Source organism: Schumannella luteola (assembly GCF_013408685.1).
Lineage (GTDB): Bacteria > Actinomycetota > Actinomycetes > Actinomycetales > Microbacteriaceae > Schumannella > Schumannella luteola.
On record NZ_JACBZY010000001.1, the window covers coordinates 1,154,451 to 1,179,345 of the forward strand.

Annotated in this window: 23 protein-coding genes; 16 read left to right on the plus strand and 7 right to left on the minus strand. The window is 68.8% G+C overall.

All coding sequences use genetic code 11. The features are described 5' to 3' along the window. Positions 1 to 4 precede the first annotated feature (4 nt). Both BJ979_RS05045 and xylA read left to right on the plus strand, forming a co-directional pair. Complete coding sequence (locus BJ979_RS05045) at positions 5 to 1,054, plus strand: substrate-binding domain-containing protein (RefSeq protein ID WP_179565774.1); 1,050 nt, start codon at positions 5 to 7, stop codon at positions 1,052 to 1,054. Between the two features lie 109 nt (positions 1,055 to 1,163). Then, a complete protein-coding gene (gene xylA, locus BJ979_RS05050; protein ID WP_179565776.1) occupies positions 1,164 to 2,354 on the plus strand; it encodes a xylose isomerase in 1,191 nt (396 codons plus the stop codon). 30 nt (positions 2,355 to 2,384) lie between these two features. On the opposite strand, the gene BJ979_RS05055 is transcribed toward xylA, so the two are convergent. After that, positions 2,385 to 3,683 carry an MFS transporter gene (locus BJ979_RS05055; protein WP_179565778.1) on the minus strand — a complete coding sequence of 433 codons (1,299 nt, stop codon included), beginning with the start codon at positions 3,681 to 3,683 and terminating at the stop codon, positions 2,385 to 2,387. 52 nt (positions 3,684 to 3,735) lie between these two features. Further along, positions 3,736 to 4,464, minus strand: a complete 729-nt coding sequence (locus tag BJ979_RS05060) for a FadR/GntR family transcriptional regulator (RefSeq protein ID WP_179565780.1) — start codon at positions 4,462 to 4,464, stop codon at positions 3,736 to 3,738. A 119-nt stretch (positions 4,465 to 4,583) separates the two neighbouring features. Between BJ979_RS05060 and BJ979_RS05065 the strand changes: the two genes are divergently transcribed. The 7 genes from BJ979_RS05065 to BJ979_RS05095 all read left to right on the plus strand — a co-directional run bounded on the left by BJ979_RS05065 (position 4,584) and on the right by BJ979_RS05095 (position 11,323). Beyond that, positions 4,584 to 5,270: an RraA family protein gene (locus BJ979_RS05065; RefSeq protein WP_179565783.1), complete on the plus strand. Its 687-nt coding sequence runs from the start codon at positions 4,584 to 4,586 to the stop codon at positions 5,268 to 5,270. A gap of 35 nt (positions 5,271 to 5,305) precedes the next feature. After that, positions 5,306 to 6,610, plus strand: coding sequence for an MFS transporter (locus BJ979_RS05070; RefSeq protein ID WP_179565785.1), 1,305 nt, complete (start codon positions 5,306 to 5,308; stop codon positions 6,608 to 6,610). Positions 6,611 to 6,678: 68 nt separating this feature from the next. Then, entirely contained in the window at positions 6,679 to 7,935 is a 1,257-nt protein-coding gene (locus tag BJ979_RS05075) for a mandelate racemase/muconate lactonizing enzyme family protein (protein ID WP_179565787.1), read from the plus strand. Then, the gene (locus tag BJ979_RS05080; protein ID WP_179565789.1) at positions 7,928 to 8,563 is read left to right on the plus strand and encodes a bifunctional 4-hydroxy-2-oxoglutarate aldolase/2-dehydro-3-deoxy-phosphogluconate aldolase; all 636 of its coding nucleotides are present in this window, start codon (positions 7,928 to 7,930) and stop codon (positions 8,561 to 8,563) included. The genes BJ979_RS05075 and BJ979_RS05080 overlap by 8 nt, the downstream gene beginning before the upstream one ends. Then, entirely contained in the window at positions 8,560 to 9,486 is a 927-nt protein-coding gene (locus BJ979_RS05085; protein ID WP_179565791.1) for a sugar kinase, read from the plus strand. The genes BJ979_RS05080 and BJ979_RS05085 overlap by 4 nt, the downstream gene beginning before the upstream one ends. Before the next feature lie 14 nt (positions 9,487 to 9,500). Continuing rightward, entirely contained in the window at positions 9,501 to 10,262 is a 762-nt protein-coding gene (locus BJ979_RS05090; protein ID WP_246286950.1) for an SDR family oxidoreductase, read from the plus strand. 32 nt (positions 10,263 to 10,294) lie between these two features. After that, positions 10,295 to 11,323, plus strand: coding sequence for an L-idonate 5-dehydrogenase (locus tag BJ979_RS05095; protein WP_343046604.1), 1,029 nt, complete (start codon positions 10,295 to 10,297; stop codon positions 11,321 to 11,323). A 33-nt stretch (positions 11,324 to 11,356) separates the two neighbouring features. On the opposite strand, the gene BJ979_RS05100 is transcribed toward BJ979_RS05095, so the two are convergent. Genes BJ979_RS05100 through BJ979_RS17880 form a run of 5 tightly spaced genes read right to left on the minus strand, consistent with a single transcriptional unit; the run spans position 11,357 to position 15,108 of the window. Then, complete coding sequence (locus tag BJ979_RS05100; protein ID WP_179565797.1) at positions 11,357 to 11,659, minus strand: PTS sugar transporter subunit IIB; 303 nt, start codon at positions 11,657 to 11,659, stop codon at positions 11,357 to 11,359. Positions 11,660 to 11,670: 11 nt separating this feature from the next. Next, positions 11,671 to 13,086 carry a PTS sugar transporter subunit IIC gene (locus BJ979_RS05105; RefSeq protein WP_218853443.1) on the minus strand — a complete coding sequence of 472 codons (1,416 nt, stop codon included), beginning with the start codon at positions 13,084 to 13,086 and terminating at the stop codon, positions 11,671 to 11,673. Then, positions 13,083 to 14,504 (minus strand): glycoside hydrolase family 1 protein, encoded by a 1,422-nt coding sequence (locus BJ979_RS05110; protein ID WP_179565799.1) that lies wholly within the window; start codon positions 14,502 to 14,504, stop codon positions 13,083 to 13,085. Before BJ979_RS05110 ends, BJ979_RS05105 begins: the two co-directional genes overlap by 4 nt. Continuing rightward, positions 14,501 to 14,779 (minus strand): HPr family phosphocarrier protein, encoded by a 279-nt coding sequence (locus tag BJ979_RS05115; protein WP_179565801.1) that lies wholly within the window; start codon positions 14,777 to 14,779, stop codon positions 14,501 to 14,503. Before BJ979_RS05115 ends, BJ979_RS05110 begins: the two co-directional genes overlap by 4 nt. Continuing rightward, positions 14,776 to 15,108 (minus strand): PTS lactose/cellobiose transporter subunit IIA, encoded by a 333-nt coding sequence (locus BJ979_RS17880; protein WP_218853444.1) that lies wholly within the window; start codon positions 15,106 to 15,108, stop codon positions 14,776 to 14,778. The genes BJ979_RS05115 and BJ979_RS17880 overlap by 4 nt, the downstream gene beginning before the upstream one ends. A gap of 1 nt (position 15,109) precedes the next feature. Here BJ979_RS17880 and BJ979_RS05125 point away from each other — a divergent pair, with 1 nt between their 5' ends. The 7 genes from BJ979_RS05125 (at position 15,110) to BJ979_RS05155 (ending at position 24,887) form a co-directional block, all read left to right on the plus strand. Then, positions 15,110 to 17,113: a PRD domain-containing protein gene (locus BJ979_RS05125; RefSeq protein WP_179565805.1), complete on the plus strand. Its 2,004-nt coding sequence runs from the start codon at positions 15,110 to 15,112 to the stop codon at positions 17,111 to 17,113. Between the two features lie 325 nt (positions 17,114 to 17,438). Then, positions 17,439 to 18,431 carry a sugar ABC transporter substrate-binding protein gene (locus BJ979_RS05130; protein WP_179565807.1) on the plus strand — a complete coding sequence of 331 codons (993 nt, stop codon included), beginning with the start codon at positions 17,439 to 17,441 and terminating at the stop codon, positions 18,429 to 18,431. Positions 18,432 to 18,515: 84 nt separating this feature from the next. Then, on the plus strand, positions 18,516 to 20,006 hold the full coding sequence (locus tag BJ979_RS05135; RefSeq protein ID WP_179565809.1) for a sugar ABC transporter ATP-binding protein: 1,491 nt from the start codon (positions 18,516 to 18,518) through the stop codon (positions 20,004 to 20,006). A 46-nt stretch (positions 20,007 to 20,052) separates the two neighbouring features. Then, entirely contained in the window at positions 20,053 to 21,063 is a 1,011-nt protein-coding gene (locus BJ979_RS05140; protein WP_179565811.1) for an ABC transporter permease subunit, read from the plus strand. Then, on the plus strand, positions 21,060 to 21,860 hold the full coding sequence (locus tag BJ979_RS05145) for a DeoR family transcriptional regulator (RefSeq protein ID WP_179565813.1): 801 nt from the start codon (positions 21,060 to 21,062) through the stop codon (positions 21,858 to 21,860). The genes BJ979_RS05140 and BJ979_RS05145 overlap by 4 nt, the downstream gene beginning before the upstream one ends. Beyond that, complete coding sequence (locus tag BJ979_RS05150) at positions 21,857 to 23,344, plus strand: xylulokinase (RefSeq protein ID WP_179565816.1); 1,488 nt, start codon at positions 21,857 to 21,859, stop codon at positions 23,342 to 23,344. Before BJ979_RS05145 ends, BJ979_RS05150 begins: the two co-directional genes overlap by 4 nt. Positions 23,345 to 23,378: 34 nt before the next feature. Then, positions 23,379 to 24,887, plus strand: coding sequence for a M81 family metallopeptidase (locus tag BJ979_RS05155; protein ID WP_179565818.1), 1,509 nt, complete (start codon positions 23,379 to 23,381; stop codon positions 24,885 to 24,887). Positions 24,888 to 24,895 lie beyond the last annotated feature (8 nt).

Here is a 24,895-nt window from a genome sequence, read left to right on the forward strand (position 1 = left end):
CGATGTGACGCAGATCAATGCCGAGACCGGCGCGCGGGTGCGGCGCGTGACCATCGTCGATGTCGCACAGCACGCGGGGGTGTCGACGGCGTCGGCATCGAAGGTGCTGCGCAACGCCTACGGCGTCAGCGAAGCGATGAAGCAGCGCGTGCAGGCCTCCATGGACGCCCTCGGCTACCGTCCGCATCGCCCGGCGCGCGGGATGCGCGGCCGCACGTTCACGCTCGGTCTGCTCGTCTCCGACATCGAGAACCCGTTCTTCAGCCTGATCGCCGATGGGATCACCAGTGTCGTCCGCTCGCAGGGCTACGAGCTGCTCATCTCGCCGGGCGGGTACGACGCGGGCTCTCAGAACGCGGTGATCGACGCCCTCATCGATCACCAGATGGATGCCCTCGTGCTCATCGGCCCCGTCGTGACCGGAGCCGATCTCGAGCGCATCGCCGGCGAGATCCCGCTCGTCGTCGTCGGTCGTCATAGTCGAAGCGCGGCCCTCGATTCGGTATCCGGAGATGACGAGCTCGGCTCGGCCCTGGTCGTCGACCACCTGGTCGCGCTGGGGCACCGCCGCATCGCCTTCGTCGCCAACCAGCAGGACAGTCTCGAGCCGGACAGGCCCGAGAGCGTGCGATTGGCCGGCTTCGTGGAGGCCATGGCCCGCCACGGTCTCGCCGAGAGCGCGATGGTCGTCGACTCGCGATGGAGTCTGACGGGTGGGCACGAGGCCGCCCGAGTCATCGCCGAGACCGCCGAAGCGGTGACCGCGGTCTTCGCCGGCGCCGACGTGACGGCGTTCGGCATCATGAGCGAGCTCTGGGAGCGGGGCCTGCGAGTGCCGGATGCGTATTCGCTCGCCGGCTATGACAACTCCCGCATGACCTCGATCGGCCCGATCGATCTGACCACCGTCGACCAGTCCGGCTTCGAGATGGGCGAGACCGCGGGGCGCCTGGCGCTCGAGCGGATCGGCGGGCGCACGGAGTCGCGCCATGTGCTGCTGCGCCCGCGATTGATCCTGCGCTCGACGACGCGATCCGTCGCCGCGGGAGGCTGAATCGCGTCGAGCGCATCGATGACGATCGACGAGAACGCGACGCTCGACTGACGACGGTCGTCGCCCCGCATACCCACCGCCCCACCGCACCATCCCCAAGGAGATCCCCGTGGCGCTCACGCCGAAACCATCCGACAACTTCACCTTCGGCCTCTGGACCGTCGGCTACAACGGCACCGACCCCTTCGGTGGGCCGACGCGCCCCCCGCTCGATGTCGTCCACGTCGTCGAGCAGCTCGCCGAACTCGGTGCCGCGGGGCTCACCTTCCACGACGACGACCTCTTCGCCTTCGGCTCGACCGAGGCGGAACGGCGGGCGGAGATCGACCGCCTCACGCAGGCGCTCGCCGACACCGGGCTGCGGGTTCCGATGATCACGACGAACCTGTTCTCGGCACCCGTGTTCAAGGACGGCGGCTTCACCTCCAACGACCGCGCCGTGCGCCGCTTCGCTCTGCGGAAGGTGCTGCGCAACCTCGACCTGGCCGCGGAGCTCGGTGCGACGACCTTCGTCATGTGGGGCGGTCGCGAGGGCGCCGAATACGACAGTGCGAAGGATGTGCGCCAGGCCCTCGAGCGCTACCGCGAGGGCGTCAACCTGCTCTCGCAGTACGTGATCGACAAGGGCTACGACATCCGCTTCGCCATCGAGCCGAAGCCGAACGAGCCGCGGGGCGACATCCTGCTGCCGACCCTGGGGCACGCGATCGCGTTCATCGATTCGCTGGAGCACCCCGAACTCGCCGGTGTGAACCCGGAGGTCGGGCACGAGCAGATGGCGGGCCTGAACTTCGCCGCCGGGATCGCGCAGGCCCTCTACCACGGCAAGCTCTTCCACATCGATCTGAACGGCCAGCGCGGCATCAAGTACGACCAGGACCTGGTGTTCGGCCACGGCGACCTGCACAACGCCTTCGCGCTCGTCGACCTGCTCGAGAACGGCGGACCCGCCGGCGTTCCCGCCTATGACGGTCCGCGGCATTTCGATTACAAGCCCAGCCGCACCGAAGACGAGTCGGGGATCTGGGACAGCGTGGCGGCGAACATGTCGAACTACCTGATGCTCAAGGAGCGCGCCGCCGCCTTCCGCGCAGACCCCGAGGTGACGGCGGCGCTCGCTGCGGCCCGGGTGCCCGAGCTCGCGACGCCGACCCTCGCCCCGGGCGAGAGCTACGACGACCTGCTCGCCGACAGCTCTGCCTTCGAGGAGTTCGACAGCGACGCCTACTTCGGCGGCAGGGGCTCGGGTTTCGTGCGCCTGCAGCAGCTCGCCACGGAGCATCTCCTCGGCGCGCGCTGACGACCACCCGGTCTCCGGTGCCGGGCCTCGTCATCGGGAGGAGGCGAGGCCCGACGCCGTGCGACTCGACCCGGCTAGAGCGATCCCGAGCACAGTGAGCAGGCAGCATCCGACGATGTAGATGCCGACAAGGTACGGCGCCCCGCCGCCGGCGATGACCAAGGCGGATGCGATCAGCGGCGTGGGGCCGGCTACCGCGACGCCGTTGAGCTCGCGGGTGACGGCGATGCCGGTGAAGCGGTAGCGGACGGGGAAGAGGTTGGCGAGGAACGCGGCCTGGGCGCCGGCCATGCACCCGAATCCGAGGCCGTAACCCGCCGACAGGGCCAACGCCACGAGCCACACGTTGCGCGTGTCGATCATGGCGAACATCGGGAAGACGAAGGCGAGCGCGAAGATCGCCCCCGCGGCGAACACGATGCGGTGGCCGATCCGGTCGGAGAGCTGCCCGAAGAGAGGCGTCAGCAGGAATCCGACGACGGTCGCGACGACCACAGCCAGGAGCGCCTGGGTCGCGGGAACCTGCAGCGTCCCGGTCAGGTAGCTGAGCGAGAACGTGGACAGCAGGTAGGTCCACGCGTTGTGGCCGGTGACGGACAGGAATCCCGCGATCAGCTGGCGCGGACTGCGGCGCAGCAGCTCGCCGATCGGCGCGGTCGGCTGCGTGCCGGACGCCGACTTGTACTCCGGGGTCTCGTCCAGTCGCTTCCGGATGTAGAGGGCGACGGCGAAGAGGGCGGCGGAGATGAGGAAGGGCAGCCTCCAGGCCCAGTCGAGCAGCGCCTCACCGGGCAGCGCCGATGCTCCGAGGAACGCCAGGGTCGCGAGCGTCGATCCGGCTGCGGTTGCTGCGTTCGGGAGCGCCGTCAAGAATCCACGGCGGTTGGCGGGTGCGTACTCGGCGACGAGCGTGATCGATCCGGCGAGTTCGGCTCCGGCGCCGAACCCCTGGATCAGCCGGAGCGCGATCAGCAGCAGGCTCGCCGCCACCCCGATCGACAGGGCGGTGGGAAGAGCTCCGATGAGCACGGTGGCTCCGCCCATCAGCAGAACGGACAGGAGGAGAGCCGGCTTGCGCCCGATGCGGTCTCCGATGTGCGAGATCACGATGCCGCCGATCGGACGGATGACGAATCCGACGGCGAAGGTGGCGAACGCGGCGAGGGCACCGGCCGAGTCGACCAGGTCGGGGAAGAACAGCGGCTTGATGACGACGCCGGCGGCGGCGCCGTAGAGCGCATAGTCGTACCACTCGATCAGGGTCCCGACGGTTCCGGCGATGACCGCGCGGCGGATTCGGGGCGGAGCTGCTGGCGTCGTCGATGACATGAGAGGCACCGTACAACTTCTCAGAGAAGATGAGAAGTCGAGGGGATGTGGGTCAGGAACGCACGAACGGAGCGGTGCCGTCCGAATCGAGTGGCGACTCGAGCCCCTGGCGCGCCTGGCTGAGGTGCGCGGTCATCGCCGCACTCGCCGCCTCGCCGTCGCCGTCGCGGATCGCCTCGAGGATCGCGGCGTGCGCTCCGATGATGCTCTCGAGGTCCCCGCCCTCAGCCACCCATCCATTCCACACGCGCTGGCGGATGCGGCGCAGCAGCGGCTCGAGCGCGTCGAGGGTGAGGGTGAAGAGGTCGTTGCCGGCGGCGTGCGCCACGGCGGAGTGGAAGGCGACGTCGGCGTCGTGCAGGCTCTCCGGTGAGTCCACTGAGCGCAGCGCCTGCAGCGCCTGCTCGATCTGGTCGAGGCTTCCGTCGGAGCGGTTCGCTGCGGCGAGGCGCGCGTTCCCGACCTCGACGACTTCGCGGAACTGCTGGATCTCCTCGTCGGACACCTCCGCGTTGGCGATGCGCCACGAGAGCAGCCGCGTCAGGTGCGACGCGTCCGGTGTCGACACGACGCTCTCCCGGCCCTGCTGCCTCTTCACGAGTCCGATCGTGGCCAGGCCTGCGATGGACTCGCGGACGACCGGGACGCTGACGCCGAAGCGCGCTGCCAGCTCGCCGGTCGGCGGCAGCGTGGCGCCGTCGCGGAGTCCTTCTTCGTCGATCAGCTCCACGATCGCCTCGGTCACCTGATCGGTGAGCGGCAGGCGTTGCACCTTCGGCATAGCGACTCCTCGCGGTCGACGAAAACGCTAGCAGGGTGGCCGCCCGCGATGGGCTCCTTGCAACTTGCCAACTTCTCTTATAAGTTGCCATCTGGCCAGCGACGACCAGGAAGCGATCCATGACGATCCAGAAGACGACCTCGACCGCGACGACGGATGAGCACGAGCTGCTCGCGCGGATCCGTGACGAGCTCTACACACCGGTGATCGGCGACATCCTCGACGGACTCGGCCGACCCCACCAGTTCCTCCCGCCCGAAGTCCGCGGCCTCACCAGCGACATGATCGTCGTCGGCCGCGCCATGCCGGTGCTCATCGCCGACGTCTTCGGAGCGCAGCCTCAGCCGTTCGGGCGTCTGACCGAGGCACTCGACCAGCTCGAGCCCGGCGAGGTGTACCTCGCTCGCAACGCCGACATCCCGACCGCCGCGTGGGGAGAGATCCTCACGGCGACGGCGCGGCGGCGCGGTGCGGCGGGTGCGGTCGTCGATGGCTACCACCGCGACACCCGCGGCGTGCTCGCTCAGGACTGGCCGGTGTTCAGCCGCGGTTCCTACGCGCAGGACGCCGGCGTGCGCAAGTCGGTCCTCGACTACCGGGTCCCCATCGAGATCGGCCAGGTGCATGTCGTGCCCGGCGATCTCATCGTCGGCGACCGCGACGGCGTCGTCGTCATCCCCCAGGACGTCGAGACCGAGGTGATCGGACTCGCCTTCGAGAAGGCGGCGACCGAGAACCTCGTCCTCCGCGCGATCGAGGGCGGGATGTCCTCGACCGAAGCGTTCCGCACATTCGGCGTGCTCTGAGCACACAACCCACATCGCCCAAAGGAGGACGATCGATGGAGAAGCAAGTCATCAGGAGAGTCACGAGGCGGATCATCCCGTTCCTCGTGCTGCTGTACGTGGTCGCCTACATCGACCGCTCGAACGTCGGATTCGCCAAACTGACCCTGCAGTCGGAGCTCGGGCTCAGCAACGCCGCGTTCTTCATGGGAACAGGCATGTTCTTCATCGCGTATGCGCTCTTCGAGGTTCCGAGCAACGCCATCCTCACCCGCGTGGGAGCTCGGCGATGGTTCTCGAGGATCCTGATCTCCTGGGGCGCTGTGACGATGCTCACCTCGCTGGCCACCGGAGAGCTGACGTTCTACCTCGCGCGATTCCTGCTCGGAGCCACCGAAGCCGGGTTCTATGCGGGAATCCTGTTCTACCTGACGAAGTGGTACCCGAAGCGCCACCGGGCGTGGATCTACGGGCTCTTCATCTTCGCCAATCCCCTCTCCTTCGTCGTCGGCAACCCGATCCTCGGAGCGCTCTCCGGTCTCGACGGGGTCCTCGGCATCCACGGATGGCAGTGGATCTTCCTCGTCACCGGACTGCCCGCCGTGATCCTCGGTGTCGTGACGCTGCGCTTCCTGACCGACAGCCCGGATCAGGCGAAGTGGCTGCCCGACGACGAGCGGAGCTGGCTGACCGAGGAGATCGCTCGCGATGACGAGTCCAGCCCGAAGACCTCGAGCATCCTCGCGCCGCTGCGCAGCGGGCGCGTGTGGTTCTTCGTGGTGCAGTTCCTCATGATCGTCGTGGCCTCCTACGGCCTCAGCTTCTGGCTTCCGACGGTCGTCAGCGGCTTCGGGGTCTCGGACGCCGCCACCGGATGGCTGTCCGCGATCCCCTACGTGTGCGGCGCCGCGGCGCTGTACCTCATCCCTCGTTCCGCCGACCGGCGGCAGGAGTACTTCTGGCACATCGCCGTTCCCCTCGTGGTCGCCGGCGTCGCGATGGCGCTCAGCATCATCGTGCACGAACCCGCCCTGCGGCTGGCCTTCATGTCCGTCGCCGCGGCGGGCATCCTGGGGCCGCAGGCCGTCTTCTGGTCGCTCACCTCCCGCCTGTTCAACAGCGCGGGATCGGGAACCGCGATCGCGACCGTCAACTCGGTGGGCAATCTCGGCGGATGGCTCGGGCCGCTCGCGATCGGCGCGATCGTCGACGCCACGGGTGCGGCGACCGACGGCCTCTGGATCATCGCCGGCGCCGCGGTGGTCGCCGCTGCCCTGGTTCCCGGAGTCGCCGTGCTCGTGCGTCGCCTCGACCGCAGCGTCGCCGCGCCGTCGAGCACCCCGGCCTCGACGCCGCAGTGACCTCATCGGGCCGCCGGTTCACGATCCGGCGGCCCGGCCTCGCAAACCCCAACCTGGAGACCGCTCTCATGTCTGCAATCCGATCCGTCACGACGGCCGTCATCGAGGCCAATTTCGACTGGACCATCATCCGCATCGAGACCGCCGACGGCGCCGTCGGCTGGGGCGAATCGTTCTTCGCCCCCGGCTTGACGCGCATCATCGAGCAGATGGGCGACCTGATCGTCGGCGATGATGCGCGCAACATCGAGCGGATCGGCGCGCGCCTCCGTGCCGCCGCATCGGGGGCCGGCTCGGTCGGCGGCATCGTCCACAACGCGCTCTCGGGGATCGACGCGGCGCTGTGGGATCTGGCTGCGCGCCAGCTCGGCGTTCCGCTGTGGCGTCTGCTCGGCGGGCGCTTTCACGAGAGCGTCCGGGTCTACGCCGACTGCCACGGAGGCACCGGGCTGATGGGCCTCGGCCCGATGCTCGAGATCCGCCGGCCGCGCTGGGCGGCCGCCGACGCGATCGCCGAAGGGTCGATCGGAGCGAGCCTCTTCGACCCCGGTGCCGAAACCGAGCCGATCGACCTCGAGCTGCTGCACCGTCGTGCGGCCGAGGCTGTCGGCAAGGGCTTCGACGCGCTGAAGTTCGATCTCGACGTGCCCGGCCTGGTTCCCGAGCGGGCCGGCTCCCGCACCATGCCCGCGGGCGCGGAACGGCTCGCGAAGGACATGGTCGACGCGATCCGCGATGGCGCCGGTCCCGGCGTCGAGCTCGCTTTCGATCTGCACTGGCGCTACGACGTCGCCTCGGCCGTGCGACTGGCGGAGGCGGTGTCGCATGCGCCGATCCTCTGGCTCGAGGATCCGCTTCCGCCCGAGAACGTCGCGGGGCTGATCTCGCTGGCGCAGGTGTCGACGGCTCCCATCGGGGGAGGCGAGAACCTGATCGGCTATCGCTCCTTCGACCCCCTCATCCAGGCCGGATCGCTCTCGGTCGTCACCCCCGATCTCGGCAAGTTCGGGGGAGTCAATGAAGCACGCCGGCTGGCCGCGGCGGCGCACGATCGCGGCCTCCAGGTCGCGCCGCACAACATCGCCGGGCCTATCGGCACGGCCTTCGCCGCTCAGGTCTCCTCGACTTGGCCGAACTTCCTCGCGCTCGAGTTCCACGCCCAGGACGTGCCGTTCTTCGACGAGGTGGTCGGTCAGCAGGTCATCGTCGACGGGTCGATCCCCATGACCGACCGCCCGGGTATCGGCTTCGAGCCGGATCTCGAGGTCGTGCGCCGCTGGGCCAAGCCCGGCGAGCGCATCTTCGGGGACGATCTCGATGACTGAGCAGGCCCGTGCCGTGCACCCCGCTGACGTCCAGCAGCGCATCATCGCTCAGCGGGCGGTTCCTGTCGTGCGCGCGGCCGACCCCGACGCCGCGGCGCGCATCTGCGCCCTGCTCGTCGACGCCGAACTCGACGTGATCGAGTTGACCACGACCATCCCGAGATGGGATGAGGCGCTCGCCGCGGCGCGCGCGGCCCATCCTGGTGCCGCCATCGGGATGGGCACGGTGACCTCGGCCGTGGATGCGGAGCTGGCGATCGAGCACGGCGCCAGCTTCCTGGTCAGCCCATTCCCGGCGCCGGCGGTCCGCGCGGTCGCCGCCGATCACGGCGTGCGCTTCGCGGAAGGCGGATCGACCCCCGGCGAGATCGCCGCGGCGGCGCAGCATGGACTGTGCAAGCTGTTCCCGGCACATCTCGGCGGCGTCGCCTACCTGCGGACCCTGCTGGCCGTGCTGCCGCACGCGTCGATCATGCCCACGGGAGGGATCAGGATCGCCGACGTCGGCGCCTGGCTGACCGCGGGTGCCGTCGCGGTGGGAGTGGGGAGTGATCTCTACTCCGCCCCCGATGTCGCGGCGGCGGTTGCGGAGCTCCGTGCTCAGCTCGAGACGGCGTCGACGCCGTGACCCGCGTCGCGGCGATCGGCGAGTGCATGATCGAGGTCGCCGTCGGCGACGACGGCGCGGCGGCGATCGGCTTCGCCGGGGACACCTTCAACACGGCGGTGTATCTTCGGCGGCTGCTTCCGAGCGAGGCCCGCGTTCAGTACCTCACGGGGCTGGGGGACGACTGGCTCAGCGAGCAGCAGGCGGTCGCCATGCAGGGTGAGGGGATCGAACTCGAAGCCCACCGCGTGAGCGACGCCTCTCCCGGTCTGTATCTCGTCCGCAACGACGCGGCGGGCGAGCGCTTCTTCACCTACTACCGCGACGCCTCGCCGGCACGCGGGATGTTCGGTCCCGGATGGGATGCGGAGGTCGCGGCGAGCATCGACGGCGCCGACCTGGTCGTGTTCTCGGCGGTGACCGTGCAGATCCTCACTGCCGACGGACGGCGTGGGCTCGGTGAGCTGCTCGCACGCCTGCGACGGGCGGGTGCGACGATCGCGTTCGACGCGAACTATCGGCAACGAGGATGGCGGAATGCGGCGGACGCTCAGGCGGCCATCGACGCCGCGGCCGCGCACGCCGACCTCGTGCTGCCGTCGCTCGACGACGAGCGTCTGCTCCGTTCGGAGGATGCCACCCCCGAGTCGGTCGGAGAGCACTACCTCCATCTCGGAGCCCGTGAGGTCGTGGTGACCGACGGCCCCGGCGAGGTGACGGTGATCCGCACCGACGGCGTGGAGCGCATCCGCACCACGCCCGATGCAGCGCCGGTCGACACGACCGGTGCGGGCGACGCCTTCGATGCCGGCTACCTCGCGGCCCGACTCGCGGGACGCTCCGGCCTCGACGCGGCGCGGTCGGGTCAAGCCCTCGCCGGTCTGGTGATCCGGCATCGGGGCGCGATCGTGCCCCGCTCGGTCTCTCTGGAAGGAGTCCTCTGATGGCATCGCATCCGATGTTCGACATCTCGGGGCGCATCGCGCTCGTCACCGGCTCGACCCGCGGCATCGGCCTCGCGCTCGCGCGGGGCCTGCTCGAGGCGGGTGCGATCGTCGTGGTCAACAGCCGTCAGCACGACCAGGTGGCCGAGCGTGTCGATCAGCTCGCGACCGAGTTCGGTGCCGACCGGGTGCGAGGTGAGGCGTTCGACGCGGCCGAGCCCGACGAGGTGCGACGCGCGATCGACGGGATCGAGGATCGCCTCGGACCGATCGAGATACTCGTCAACAACGCCGGCACTCAGCTTCGCGGGGACATCCTCGACTACACCGACAGCGACTGGGACGCGATCACGCGAGCCAACCTCGATTCCGTCTTCGTGATGAGTCGCGAGGCAGGCCGACGGATGGCTGAGCGCGGCCACGGCAAGATCGTGAACATCACCTCGCTCCAGGCCCAGGCGTCACGCCCGGGCATCGCGCCCTACGCGGCGACCAAAGGGGCGGTGAAGATGCTGACGCGAGGTCTCGCCGGCGATCTCGCCCGTCGCGGCGTGCAGGTCAACGCGCTCGGACCCGGGTACTTCGTGACCGAACTCAATCAGGGTCTTCGCGACGACGAGCGCTTCGATTCCTGGCTCCGTGATCGCACCCCGGCGGCGCGGTGGGGCGAGCTGGACGATCTGGTCGGCACGCTCCTCTATCTCGTGTCGCCCGCGTCGGATTTCGTCAACGGACAGTCCGTCTACGTCGACGGCGGCATCCTGGCGGTCCTGTGAGCCGGACGCCGAGGTCCACGCATGCCGTCGTCGTGCACGCAGCCGGAGATCTCCGCATCGACGAGGTCGACCTACGGCGCCCGGATCCCGACGAGGCGGTCGTGCGGGTCACGTACGGCGGGATCTGCGGATCGGACCTGCACTACTGGCGTGACGGCGCCGTCGGCTCGGCCGTGCTGCGCGCGCCGATGGTGCTGGGCCACGAGGTCGTCGGGACGGTCATCGAGTCCGCCGCCGACCTCAGCGGCCCGCCGGTCGGCGCCTCCGTCGCGGTCCACCCGGCGACGCCGGGAGCCGACATCGATCCTCCGGGGCGGGAGAACCTGTCCCGCGGCGGCACCTACCTCGGCAGCGCCATGGACTTCCCGCACACGGACGGCGGGTTCGTCCACCACCTCGTCGTTCCGACTCGCATGCTCCGCGTCGTTCCGGCCGGACTCGACCATCGTCGCGCGGTGCTCGCCGAACCCGCCGCCGTCGCGTGGCACGCCGTCCGGCAGGCCGGCGACGTCCGGGGGAGGTCGGTCGCCGTCGTGGGCGGCGGTCCGATCGGCGCGCTCAGCGCAGCGGTGGCGCGCCGCGACGGGGCGTCGGCGGTGAGGGTGCTCGACCTGTTCTCGAGACCGGTCGAGGCCGCACGGGAGCTGGGCGCGGACGGCGTGCTCGTCTCCGACGAGCAGTCGGTCGCGCAGATCGAGGCGGATGTGGTCATCGAGTCATCCGGCTCGCCGGCGGGTCTCGCACTCGCGATCCGCATCGCTCGACGCGCGGGTCGTGTGATCATGGTCGGTCTGCTTCCGGCGGGTGATCAGCCGGTGCCGATCGCCGCTGCGACGCGCAAGGAGCTGCAGCTGGTCGGCTCGTTCCGCTTCACCGAGGAGATGGACGAGGTCGTGCAGGCGCTCGCCGACGGCTCTCTCGACGTCACGGGGGTCGTGACCCACGTCGTCGACGCGTCGGATGCGGTCTCCGCGTTCGAGACCGCATCCGACGCGCGACGGTCGGGCAAGGTGCTGCTGAGCTTCGGCCCGACGATCCCCGAGGACTCCGATCGGCGGTGAATCGCGCCGCCTCGCCGGCTCAGTCGAGCGAGGTCACGCCCGGAGGGCGGCCGTCACGTCGTCGAAGACTTTGGCAGCGTTCATCATGCCGAAGTCCTGCGCCGAGATCGCCAGAACGGGAACGCCCTCGGGTGCCATGCCGCTGATGTCGTCGAGTGCGAACCGGATCTGAGGTCCGAGGAGCACCGCCGACGCGTCGCCGATGTGCTCGTCGACCTCGACCAGAGGTACGGCGAGGACGGAAGCGGAGGCACCCAGCTCCCGGGCGCGCTGTTCGAGCTTGTTCTGGAGGATGCCGGTGCTCATGCCGGCGTTGCAGACGAGGAGGATCTTCATGGTGATGACTTTCAGATGGGCTGGGCGGCCGCGTCGCCGTCGGCGAGGCGGTTGTCGGTGACCGGGGATGCGGCAGGGGTGGTCGTCGGCGAGGCGGCGACGGCCTCGGCATCGGAGTCGGCCTGAGCGCGCTCCTCCGCGAGCTTCTGCTTCTCGTAGACCTTGAAGAAGGGGAGGTAGATCAGGGCGTCGACGACGATGAGACCGAGGACGAGCAGCATCGCCTTCCAGTCGAGTGTCGAGATGAGGGCTCCGACCGGCGCGATCATGTTCCATCCCGGATCGACGAACGGGCGCCCGATCAGGTGGAGGTCCATGAAGACGAACGCCACGGCGCCGTTGAAGGCCATCGTGCCGATGAACGGGAAGAACAGCACGGGGTTGTACATCAGCGGCAGTCCGAAGATCAGGGGCTCGTTGATGTTGAAGAGAGCGGGCACCACCGACAGTCGACCGACGGTCTTGATGTGCTTCGACTTGCTGAACGCGGCGAGGAACGCGAGACCCATCGTCGCGCCCGATCCGCCGATCGCCATGAAGGTCCACCAGAACGGCTCGGAGACGATGAACGGCAGCGCGAGGGTCGTCGCGCCGGCCGCGTACGCCGCGGCGTTCGCGGTCATGTTGTTGATCAGGAACGGCGAGAGGGGGCCGGTGATGACCGTGTCATGGATGCCGAACCACCACAGCAGCATGACGACGACCGCCAGCAGGATCACGACCCAGATCGTGTTCACACCCGAGACCAACGGCGTGAGGATCAGCCGGATCAGGTCGGGGAACGGCGACCCGGTGAGAACGCGGGTCAGCGCGCTCACGATTCCCGCCGTGAGCAGCACGATGACGATCGGGACGAGAGACGCCAGCGACTCGGTCAATGCCGGCGGCACGCCGTTGCCGCTGAGCTCGATCCGCCCGACGCGCTTGGCATAGAGGAACCGGTACAGCTCGAATCCGCCGATGGTGACGATGATGCCGGTGAAGAGACCCGTGCCGCCGAGATAGGCGGTGGTGAGCTCGTTCTTCTCGTCGGTGCCCGCCATGATCAGGAAGGCGGCGAGCGCCGTCGCCACCGGGACGATCGACTGCATCTTGTGGTGCCGGCCGAGGTAGAACGCCATGCCGGCGACCACGTACAGGGAGATCGCGCCGATCGTCACGAAGTAGATCGGGAGCACGGCCGGCCCCGCGAAGTCGGCGAGGCTGGTCCAGCCCTGGAAGAACGACCGCCCGAATCCGGGGTCGAGTCGCTGAGGGTCGACGGGCGGGCTGACGATGATGAGCGCGAAGCTGCCGAGGGTGAAGAACGGGATCAGGCTGAGGAACGTGCTCTGCATCACCTGGATGTACTTCTGACGGGCGAGTTTGTTGGCGACCGGCGCGATCCGCTTCTCGATCGTGCCGGTCATCCTCTCCATGGCGCTCATGACGTGATCTCCTTCTGTGCGGCGATGTGTGCCGCGTACCAGTGGTAACTGTCCTTCGGGGTGCGCGCGAGGGTGTCGAAGTCCACACGGACGAGCCCGTAGCGCTTCTCGTAGCCGTTGATCCAGCTGTAGAGATCGATGGTCGACCAGACGAGGTAGCCGCGCACATCGCACCCGTCGTCGATGGCGCGCTGCATCTGCTCGACGAAGCCGCGAAGATAGTCGATCCGGTAGTCGTCGTGGACCTCTCCGTCGACGACGACATCCCGGTAGCCGACCCCGTTCTCGGTGATGATCACCGGGGTGCCCGGGTAGCGGTCGCGCAATTCGACGAGGATGTCGTACATGGCCTGCGGGTAGATCTCCATCCCCCAGGGGTTCTTCTCCGTCGTCGGATCGACGTCGTGCTCGAACCATCCCTTGACGATGATCTGATTCGTGCTCGTGGCGTCTCCGGTGTTGTTGGCTCGGAGGTTGGTCTCGCCGGTGGTGTAGGGCTTGACGAGGATCCGGTCGTAGACATTGAGCCCGAGGTAGTCGATCGTCCCGTCGAGGAAGACGGCCGCGTCGTCTCGGTGGATGAACGACATGTCGGTGCCGTCGCTCTCGATCTTGTCGAGGAACTCGACAGGGAAGGTCCCGTCGATGGCGACGTCGTTCACGCACCGGTTGAAGAAGAGGTCGGCGAGTCGGGCCGCGTCACGGTGCGCTTCGTCGTCGACGAGGCTCTCGATCGGGTAGCTGTCGCTCACCAGACCGATCTGGCCGGCGTGACCGCCCGAGCGGAAGCGCACGACGGCACGCGCCGAAGCGAGCAGGATGTTGTAGATCGCGTGCCAGCGTCGACGCAGGTCGCGCACGTTCGGGGGGTAGTTGCCGATGCCGTACTCGCAGAGCGTCTCGTAGTTGGGCTCGTTCACCGTCATCCAGTGCGTGACGCTGTCGCCGAACGCGTCGAAGCACACCTCGGCGTAGCGCTCGAAGGCGTCCACCGTCTCCCGGTTCTCCCATCCGCCGTTCTCGAACAGGGGCTGTGGCAGGTCGTAGTGGTACAGGGTGACCAAGGGCTCCACCCCGTAGCGGTGGCAGGTCTCGATCACCTTGCGGTAGTGGTCGAGGCCGCGCTGCTCGACGGCTCCGGTCCCGTCCGGGATGATGCGGCTCCACGAGATCGAGAACCGGTAGGCGTTCTGGTTCCCCTCGGCCATCATCCGGATGTCGTCTTCGTAGCGGTGGTAGTGATCGCTCGCGACGTCGCCGTCGACCGGATTGACGTCGTTGTCGTCGCTGTGACAGAACACGTCCCAGTTCGAGAGACCCTTTCCGTCTTCGTCCCATCCGCCTTCGCACTGGTAGGCAGCCGTCGCGCTGCCCCAGAGGAACTTCTCGTGAGTGCGGTTCTGGTCCGGCGCGGTCATGACAGCGACTCCCCGAGTCCGGACTCGACCGCGGTGATCAGCGTGTCGAGATCGATATCGGCCGTGGGCCCGTCGCAGGTCACCTCGATCTCGTCTCCGCGACCGATCCCGAGCGACATGACGCCGAGCACGCTCGCTCCGTTCACCGAGCGGCCTCGAGCGGCGATCTGCACGCTCGACTCGAGAGAGCCGGCGAGTCTGCTCAACTCGGTGGCGGGCCGCGCGTGAAGTCCTGAGGGGTTGACGACCACCACGGTCTGGCTCGCGCGCGTCACGACTGCTCTCCCGCGCGGGCGCCGAGCCGAGCGTGAAGAGCGACGATCTCGACAGCCAGATCCTTCGTGATCATGGCCGAGGTGAGGTGATCCTGCGCGTGCACCAGGATGATGTTGACGGGGATCGGCGACCCGCCGGCTTCCTGCTGGATCAGGGTCGTCTGCATGCGGTGAGCCGCGAGCAGCTGCTGATCTGCCTGAGCGAGAAGCTGCTGCGCGCCTGCTTCGTCGCCGTCGCGGGCTGCGCGGAGCGCGAGCATCGCATCCGATCGCGCTCCGCCCGCGGCGCTGATCAGCTCGAACGCCGCGGCGTAGTCCTCGTCATTCACGGTGGTTCCTCTCCTCGCGGCCGATGACGCCGCACGCTCAGGGTGCGGGCCGCCGGGGTACTCTCGCCAACAAACTTTCTTCCGCCGTCGCGGAAGCACCGGTGGACGGAGGCGCATGGATTCCCACGAACGACGTCAGAAGCTGCTCGGGATCCTGCGCGATCAGGGCCCGTTGCTCGCCGGCTCGCGCATCGCCGAACTCCTGGGGGTGACTTCGCGCACCGTGCGCTCCGACGTGCGGGCGATCAATGCGTCGGCCGCGTCACCGGTGATCGCAGCCGAGCACCGCGGCTACTCGATCGTCGACGGCGCGGCTCCGCCGGCCCCCGTCGTTCGGCGGGAGTCCGTGTCCGGTCATCGGATCTTCACGATCGCTCAGCGTCTCATGCGCGCTCGCGACGGGATCGACGCGTTCGACCTCGCGGCATCGCTGTCGATCTCCGATTCCGCTCTCGAGGCCGATCTGACGAAGGTCCGCACCGTGATCCGCGAGTTCGATCTCGCGCTGACGCGCTCCGGGAACACGATCCGCCTGACCGGGAGGGAATCCGATCGTCGTCGTCTCGTCCGCCAGCTTCTGCTCGGCTCGGCGCGCGGCGCGACGGGCGCTGGTCTGGAGGCGGCGCTGCACGAGCTGAATCGCTACCCCGTCGCGGAGCTGTCCCGGATCCTCGAGGCGGCGCTCGCCGAGTCGACGCTCGACCTGCACGACTACGAGCTCATCGACCTGACCCTCCATCTGGCGATCGCGCTCGAGCGGATCGACGACGGTCATTCCCGCGCCGCCGAGGACGGCGACCCGGCTCTCGATCCGCGGGCGCTGGCCGCGGCGGCGCACGTCGGCACGCAGCTGGAAGCAGATCTCGGCGCCCGGCTGCCCGACGGGGAGGTCCGGGGGTTGGCCGAGCTCATCGGGACCCGGATCGGCAGCGCAGCAGCGATCGGGGCGGATGACGAGAACGTGCGTCTCGTTCGCGATGTCGTCGACGAGCTCAGCGCTCAGTACGCCCTCGACATCACGGATGACGCCTTCGTCGTCAACTTGGGGCTGCACGTGCGGAACATGCTGGATCGTGCTCGCGCCGGTCATTCGGTGCGCAATCCGCTGCGCGCCGAGTTCAAGCAGTCGCACCCCCTCATCCACGACCTCGCGGTCTTCGTCGCGAGCCGTATCGAGGGCCGCACCGGCGTCAGCATCGGCGAGGACGAGATCGTCTATCTGGCGCTCCACCTCGGCACCTACCTGCAGCGATCGCTCGAAGCTCACGACGTCGTCGACGTCGTCTGCGTGGTTCCGCGTCACTACGACTCCCGCACCGCCTTCATCGAGCGCCTGTCCGTGCACCTGGGTGACACGGTCAGGTTGCGTCTGCTCGCCTCCCTGCTTCCCGATTGGGCTGGGATCAACGCCGACCTGATCGTCTCCGTGATCGAGCTGCCGGTGGGGCTGCAGCGCGACGCGGTGGCGGTGACTCCGATTCCCTCGCGCGCCGAACTCGACCGGATCGGCGACGCCGTGCGCCGCGTTCGTCACCGCAAGAGCGCTGCTCGGATCCGCTGGACCCTCACCGAACTGCTCGACCCGAGGCTGTTCCGGCGGGTCGCGCGCACGACGCGCGATGAAGCTCTGCGGTCGATGTGCGAGGACCTGACGGCTGCCGGCGTGGCGAGTGACGGATTCCATGAGGACGTGCTCGCTCGGGAGCGTCTGTCATCGACCGCGTTCGGCGGCCAGATCGCCGTCCCTCATTCCTTCCGTATGGACTGCAGTCGCACGGCGATCTCGGTCGTGATGAGCGAAGAACCGATCGACTGGGGTGGGTCGTCGGTCCGCATGGTGGTGCTGTTCGCGCTCAGTCCGACAGGGCGCCACGCGTACAGGGACGTTCTCGGTGCGGTGATCGCGATGCTCTCCGATGAGGCGCGAGTCGCCCGCATCGTGCGTGACAGCGCCGACTACGAGGATTTCGTCCGGGCGATCGTCGCCGAGACCTCACGGAACTGATTCGGCCATTCCGCGGCCGTCGTCGTGACCGGGCCGATGTTTCCCGCATGTTGCTGGAGTGTAAATCTGTGGGTTCTAGTGGAAAATTCCACATGTGAAAACCCCAGTTCAGGCTGGTAGTGCGTCCATTTCTTCTCGAAGCCGAGCATATTTGTAGTGGACAGCACATCGAACCTGGTGGAACTATCCACTCCAACGCCGACGACCGGCGGCCCCAGGAAGAGCGGGGAGCCGGTCATGCGGCCGGCTCTCCGCCTGCGCCTCGGGCCATGAGCAGCACCACAGTTCCTGTTCGCTATCGCCACCCCTGACGAAAGAGACGAATATGACCCACCTCCGAAAGCTCAGCGCCGTGCTGGCATTCGCAGCTGCGGTGAGCCTGGCCGGCTGCGGCGCGATCCAGTCCGACGGCTCCGACAGCGGCGCCGCAGCCGATTGCCAGCGCCCCACGGGCAAGGAGATCTACTTCGACTACCCGCTGACCAGCCTCTCGGTCTACGGAGACCTGCAGCGCTTCGCCGAAGCCGCAGCGGAGAAGCGCGGCTACACGGTGAAGTACACCGCCGACGACAACGACCTGCAGAAGCAGAACACCAACGTGCAGGCGCTCGTCACCCAGCAGGTGCCGGCCATCGTGTCGTACCCGCTCGAGCCCACCTCGATGGAGGCGCTCGCGAAGGAGGCGCGCAGCAACTGCAGCGTGTTCGTCTCCTATGCCGCGCCCATCAAGAACCAGGACGCCGCGATCCTGTTCAGCGGCCACGACAGCGGGGTCGAGCTCGGCAAAGCGGCGCTCGCCTGGGCCGAGAAGCAGAGCGCGCCCATCAAGGTGCTGATCCTGCAGGACCGCGACCTCGCCGTCGGCGCGGCGCGCGACGACGGGCTCAACGAGGTGTTCCCGGGCGCAGCATCGAACATCGAGGTCGTCGCCACGCAGAAGGCGTCCGACCGCACCGAAGGCGAGCAGGTCACCCGCGAAGTGCTGCAGGCGCACCCCGATCTCAACATGGTGCTGTCCTACAACGACGACTCGGGACTCGGAGCCCAGCAGGCGTTCGTCAACGCGGGCAAGGACCCGAAGGACCCCGGCATCTTCGTCGGAGGACAGGACGGATCCAAGGAGGGCCTGACCGCGGTATCCCAGGGCGGCATCTACCGCGTGTCGGTCGCCGTGCGCATCAAGGACATCGGCGAAGCCGTCGCGAATGTGCCGATCGACATCCTGCAGGGCAAGAAGAACAACGGTGTCGACGTGCCGCCGGTCGCGCTCGATGTCGACAGCCCCAAGCTCTCCGAGTACCTGAGCGACTACTCCTGAGCCGACGGGGCGGGCGCGCCTGGCGCCCGCCCCGTCACCCCCGAGACCTCCATCGACCCGAACGAGACGACAAGGATCACCGACATGACGCTCGCGATCTCCGCCGCATCCAAGAGCTACGGCTCGTTCCGGGTCCTGCACGACATCGACTTCGAAGTCGGCCCCGGCGAGGTGCATGCCCTCCTCGGGCCGAACGGCGCGGGGAAGTCGACCCTCATCAAGTGCCTCGGCGGCGTGCAGGGATTCGACGGCGGCACGATCGACCTCGATGGCGAGCCGCTGAATGCGACGACGCCGGCGGCCGCGTTCGAGGCCGGAGTGGCGACGATCCACCAGCACCTCAGCCTCATCGACTCGCTCTCGGTGAGCGACAACATCTTCCTCGGCCGTGAGATCCCCGCCGGCCCATTGGTCGCGAAGGCGCGGCAGCGGCGCGAGACCCAGCAGCTGCTCGACCAGTTCGGCATCCCCGTGAGCCCGACTGCCGTGGTCGGCCAGCTGCCGGTCGGCATCAAGCAGCTCATCGAGATCGCGAAGGCCTGGCACCGCACCGACATCCGGGTGCTGATCCTCGATGAGCCCACGTCCGCCCTGGCCGAGGATGAGACCCTGCGCCTCTTCAGCGAGATCGAGCGGCTGAAGGCCGCCGGCGCCCGAATCATCTACACGACCCACCGCCTCGGCGAGATCTACCGCATCGCGGACCGGGTGACCGTCATCCGCGACGGCGGCGTCGCACTCACCGGACCGACGAGCGAGATCCGGCCGCAGCAGATCGTCGCCGCGATCGCTGGGACCACCACCGTCGACGCCGCCTACGGCGCCGATGTCGGCACGCGACGCCGTGACGAGAGCGCGCTGACGGTCACCGGGCTGAGCGGACCGCGCTTCGGCCCGATCGACCTCGACGTCCGCGCCGGCGAGATCGTCGGCCTGTACGGCGTGCTCGGCTCAGGACGCTCGTCTCTGCTCGAGACCATCGCCGGTCGCTACAGCGCCGACGCCGGCGACGTCACGATCGGCGGCCGGCTGCGGCGCAACCGCCGACCGTCGGCCGCGATTCGCGACGGCCTCGCCTTCGTGCCCTCGGATCGGGCGACCCAGGCGCTGTGGGCCACCCGCGACGCGAGCGAGAACATGCTCATGCCGAGCTTCGGCGCTCTCGCATCCGGAACCCTGCGCGTCGCGCGCCGCGAGCGCGCCGCCTTCGCCGCGACGGCAGAACGCCTCGAGCTGCAGCCGCCCGATCCGCGCCGCAACGGCGGCGACTTCTCGGGCGGCAACCAGCAGAAGATCGTGCTGGGGCGCTGGCTGCAGAACGACGACCTGCGGGTCCTCGTTCTGGATGAGCCCACCCAGGGAGTCGACGTCGGCGCCCGGCAGAAGATCTACGAGACCTGCTACCAGCTCGCCGAGCGAGGTGTCGCGGTGCTGTTCGCCTCCTCCGACGCCGACGAGATCGTGAAGCTCGCCGACCGGGTCGTCGTCGTCGATCAGGGCCGGGCGATCGTCGAGCTGAGCGGCGCTGACATCACCGAACGCGCCCTGCTGTCCGCTGCCCACGAGCTCGTCTGACCGACGACCGCATCCGCTGACCCGACGACTCGACTCGAGGAGACCCGTGACCACCACCGCCCCCGCGCCCCGCCTCGCTCGGCGCTCTTGGACCGCGATCGTGCTGCGCTTCGCCCTCCTGATCGGACTGCTCGCTCTGGTCGCCTACTTCTCGGCGGCCTCGAATCTCTTCCTCTCCGCCGGCAACATCCGCAACATCCTGCTCTCGAGTTCCGTGCTGCTGATCCTGGCCGTGCCGCAGGCCGTGCTGGTGATCATGGGCTACGTCGACCTGTCGGTCGGCTCGATCATCGGGCTGACGGGAGTCGCGATGGGCATGCAGATCACCGACGCCGGATGGAGTCCGTGGGCGGCGATGCTGCTCGCCCTGGTGCTCGGCACGGTCGCGGGGCTCGTCAACGGCGTGCTGATCAGCTATACCCGGCTCAGCCCCATCATCGTCACGCTCGGAACCCTGCAGCTCTACCGCGGCATCACCGAGGGCGTGAAGCAGAACCCGCCGGCCGGATTCGGCGAGCTCATCGGGGTATTCGGACGCGGCACCCTGTTCGGTGTGCCGATCGCGGTGTGGATCTCGCTGCTGGTGTTCGCACTCGGAGCGCTCTTCCTCTACCGCTCCGCTGCGGGTCGCCACGTCTACGCGATCGGTGTCAACGCCGACGCCGCGTTCCTCTCGGGCATCCGCACCAAGCGCCTGCCGCTCCTCTTCTACGGTCTCATCGGGCTCGCCGCCGGAATCGGCGGCATCCTGCTCGCGGCGCGACTGGACTCGGCGCCGCCCACCACGCTCGGCAACGGCATGGAGCTCAACGTGCTCACCGCCGTGCTGCTCGGCGGGGTCGCCTTCTCCGGCGGCCGCGGCACGATGGTCGGCGTGCTGCTCGGGGTGCTCTTCCTCGGTGTGCTCAGCAACGGCATGACGCTGACCAATGTGCCTTACTGGGCGCAGTCGATCGCCACGGGCTCCGCTCTCGTCATCGCGGCCGGTCTCGACGAACTCAGCCAGAAGCGGGGCGCCGTGCGGCGCATCCTCTCCGTGAAGGGTGCTGCCCAGTGACCGCGCCGCGTCGGGAGCCCGCCGAGGTGCGGCGTCGTCGCATCGTCGAGCTCACCGAGCAGAACGACTACCTGCGGCCCGCCGAGATCGCCGCCGCACTGAACGTCTCGGGCGAGACGGTTCGACGCGATCTGCTCGCCCTCGAGCAGACCGGCGAGCTGCGTCGCGTGCACGGCGGAGCGATGGCGTCGACGGTGCGCTCCAGCGAGCCCAAGCGCAGCGACCGCAGCGCCACCTCTCTCGAGCGCAAGCGCGAGATCGCCGCGATCGTCGCCAGCCTGGTGTCGATCGATGACACCGTCTTCATGGATGTGGGAACGACCATCGAGGCCGCAGCGGCGAGCCTGCCCCCCGAGTTCGCCGGCAGCGTGGTGACGAACAGCCTCGCCGTCGGGGGCATCCTCAACGAGCGTCGTGAGATGGAGCTCTATCTCGTCGGAGGTCGTGTGCGGGTCGGCGAGATGACCACCTACGGCCCTGACGCGCTCAGCCAGCTCGAGGGCTTCAATGCCTCGCTCGCCTTCATCGGATCGGGCGGAATCCACGTCGAGGCCGGCATGACCGACTACTCGACCGACGACGCGGCCGTGAAGCAGCTGATGATCGCTCAGGCGGAGCGGACCTACATCCTGGCGACGAGCGAGAAACTCGGCACCCGCGCTCGCCGCTTCGTCTGCGAGCTGCAGTCCGTCGCCGGCGTGATCACCGACTCCGATGCCGAACCGCGCGCGCTCGACGAGCTGCGCGCCGCCGGGGTGACCGTGCTCACGCCGGCTGATCTGCCGGATCCCGCATGACACTGGTCATGGCCTACGACTTCGGCACCACGTCGCTGAAGGCCGCGGTCGTGCAGCACGGCGGCCGCATCGTCGCCGACGCCGACGTGAGCTACCCGGTGTCACAGCCGGAGCCCGGATGGGCCGAGCTCGCCGTCGAGATGCTCTGGGACCTCGCCGCCGCGACGGGTCGGCGGGCGCTCGAGACCGCCGGCCTGAGCGGCGACGACATCAGCACGGTGGTCTTCGTCGCACCGTGGAAGGGAATCGTTCCGATCGGCGCGCGTGGTGACGTGCTGCATCCCGCCATCATCTGGATGGACGGGCGGGCGACGGCCGAAGCCCGCGAGATCAACGAGCGAGCAGGCTTCTTCGTCGGCACCGGGCAGGAGTACTGGCCTCGGCTCGCGTGGCTGAAACGTCACCGGGCGAAGGTCTGGGAACGGTCGCGGCTCATCCTCGGGCTCACCGGCTACCTCCGCTGGCGCGCTACCGGCGTCGCCTCGGTCGAGATCTCCGACGACTTCGTCACCTCCGGCGACGGGCCCGTCGGCGACCGTCGGCGCGCGATCCTGGCAGCGGCGGATCTCGACGACGACCTGGGGCGGTTCCCGGCGGCTGTCGCCTCCACCGATATCGTCGGACGTCTCACGCTGCCCGCCGCGACCGAGCTGGGACTCGCTCCCGGCACGCCGGTGCTCGGCGGCTTCGGCGATCTCTCGGCGATCACCGTCGGCGCCGCCCCCGTCGTCGACGGCGCCGCGCACCTCTACTTCGGCACCTCCTCGTGGTTCGCCGCGCTGCTGCGACCAGGCGAGACCGTGGAGGCGCCGCTCACCTTCCAGCTCGCCGCCGATCGCGAGGCCGTGCTGTTCCCGCTTCAGACCGGCTGCCTCGCCTACGACTGGATCGTCGAGCAGGTGTACGGCGCCGAGAAGGCGCACCTGCACGAGGCCATCCAGGAGCTGGTGAACGAACAGGTGGCCGAGATCCCGCCTGGCTCCGATGACCTGCTCGCGACCCACTGGCTCACCGGCGAGCTGCCGCCGCTCTCGAAGAACGCGAAGGGCGTGTTCCTCAACCTCACGACCCGCCACGACCGGCGTCACATGGTTCGCGCCGTCATGGAGAGCCTCTGCTACTCGCACCGAAGCTCGCTCGAGCGCTTCGAGCAGCAGACGGGCCGCCGCCTCGATGCGGTCCGAGTGGTCGGCGGGGGAGCCTCGAGCCGGGTCTGGATGCAGATGCTCGCCGACGTGCTCGGTCGGGTCGTCGAGGTGCCCGAGAGGCCGCGCTACACCGGCGTCATCGGAGCGCAGTTCTGTTCCGTCGTCGCACTCGGCGAGGCCGCCGACCTCTCGTCAGTGGATCGGACCGAGCAATCGGTGACGCGCTTCGACCCCGACCCGGCGGCGCACGAGATCTACACGCGACTGCATCGCATCTACACCGGCATCCACCCCGCACTCGCCGACCTCTTCACCGAACTGAACGGACCCGCATGACCACATCGATCCACCACACCGCGGAGCTGACCGCATGAGGGTCCTCGTCGCCGAGTTCCGTCAGGAGAGCAACTCGCTGAGTCCGGCCGTCTCCGATCTCGACTTCTGGCGCTCAGGGTGGATCCTCGAGCCGGATGAGGTGCGTGCCGCCCTCGCCGATCAGGCGTGCGCGATGGCGGGCATCATCGAGACACTCGATGCGGCGCCCGAGGTCGACGACATCATCTTCGGCCCCGCGATGTACTCCCAGAGCGGGGGCACGGCAGACCAGTCGGTGATGGAGCACTTCCTCGCGGGTCTGCTGCCGGTGCTCCACTCGGCCGGTCAGCTCGACGCGATCGTGCTGTCGCTGCACGGCGCGCTGCAGACGACCGAATTCGACGACGCCGAGGCGGAGGTGGTCGGCCGCATCCGGGAGGTCGTCGGCGAGCAGGTCGTGATCTCCGCCTCGACCGATCTGCACGGCTACATCTCCCGACAGCTGATCGAGCGGATCGACCTGATCTGCGGCTACCGCACCTATCCTCACGTCGACTTCGTCGAAACCGGGCGCCGTGCCGCGCGGCTGGCGTTGCGCGCCCTGACCGGCCAGCGGCCGTGGATGGCGTGGGTGCCGGTGCCGATGATGGTGTCCGCCTCGGCATACAACTCGCTCGCCGGGCCGTTCCGGGAGCTGCTCGATCATGCCGAGGCGATGCTCGGGATCGAGGGCGTGCTCGACTGCACGATCTACCAGATGCAGCCCTGGCTCGACCTGCCCGACCCCCACTCGTCGGTCGTCGTCGTCGCCGAGACCGAGCAGGCAGCGCGCCGCGCCGCGCTCGACCTCGCGCAGCGCCTCTACCAGGCGCGTCACGACTTCGAGCCGCGGCTCAGGTCGATCGACGAGACCATCGACCTCGCCGAGGACCCGGCGACACCGAAACCCGTCATCCTCGTCGACTCCGCCGACTCGAACAACGCCGGCGCGCCCGGCGACAGCATGGCCGTCGCCGCTCGTCTGCTGGCGCGTGGTCCGGGTGTGCGTGCCGCGACCGTGGTGGTCGACCGTGCCGCGGTGCACGCGGCCTTCGCGGCCGGTGTCGGCGCCCGCTTCCGGATGTCCATCGGCGGGTCTGTCGACCCGCGCGCGATAGCGGCGGACGCCGAGTGGTACGTGCGTTCCCTGCATGACGGCGACTTCGTGCCCGAAGGCGTCGGCAGCGCCGGCGACCGCATCGAGCTCGGTCGCGCGGCCGTGCTCCGCTGCGGTTCTCTCGACGTGCTCGTCTGCGGCACGATCGCGGGCAACGGAGACCCTCAGCTCTACCGCGCCTTCGGCATCGAGCCCCTGCTGCGCGACCTCGTGGTGGTGAAGGCCAACACCTCGTTCCGCGCCGGCTACTCCGCGATCGCCGGGGTGATCGCCGAGACCGACACCCCGGGCGCCGCCGCGCCGCAGGTGCGCACGCTGCCGTTCCAGCGCATCCCGCGCACGATCTATCCCTGGCTCGACGACCCCGAGCCGCGTCTCGTCGCTGAGTTCGCGCATCGCTCTGCCTGATTCCGTGC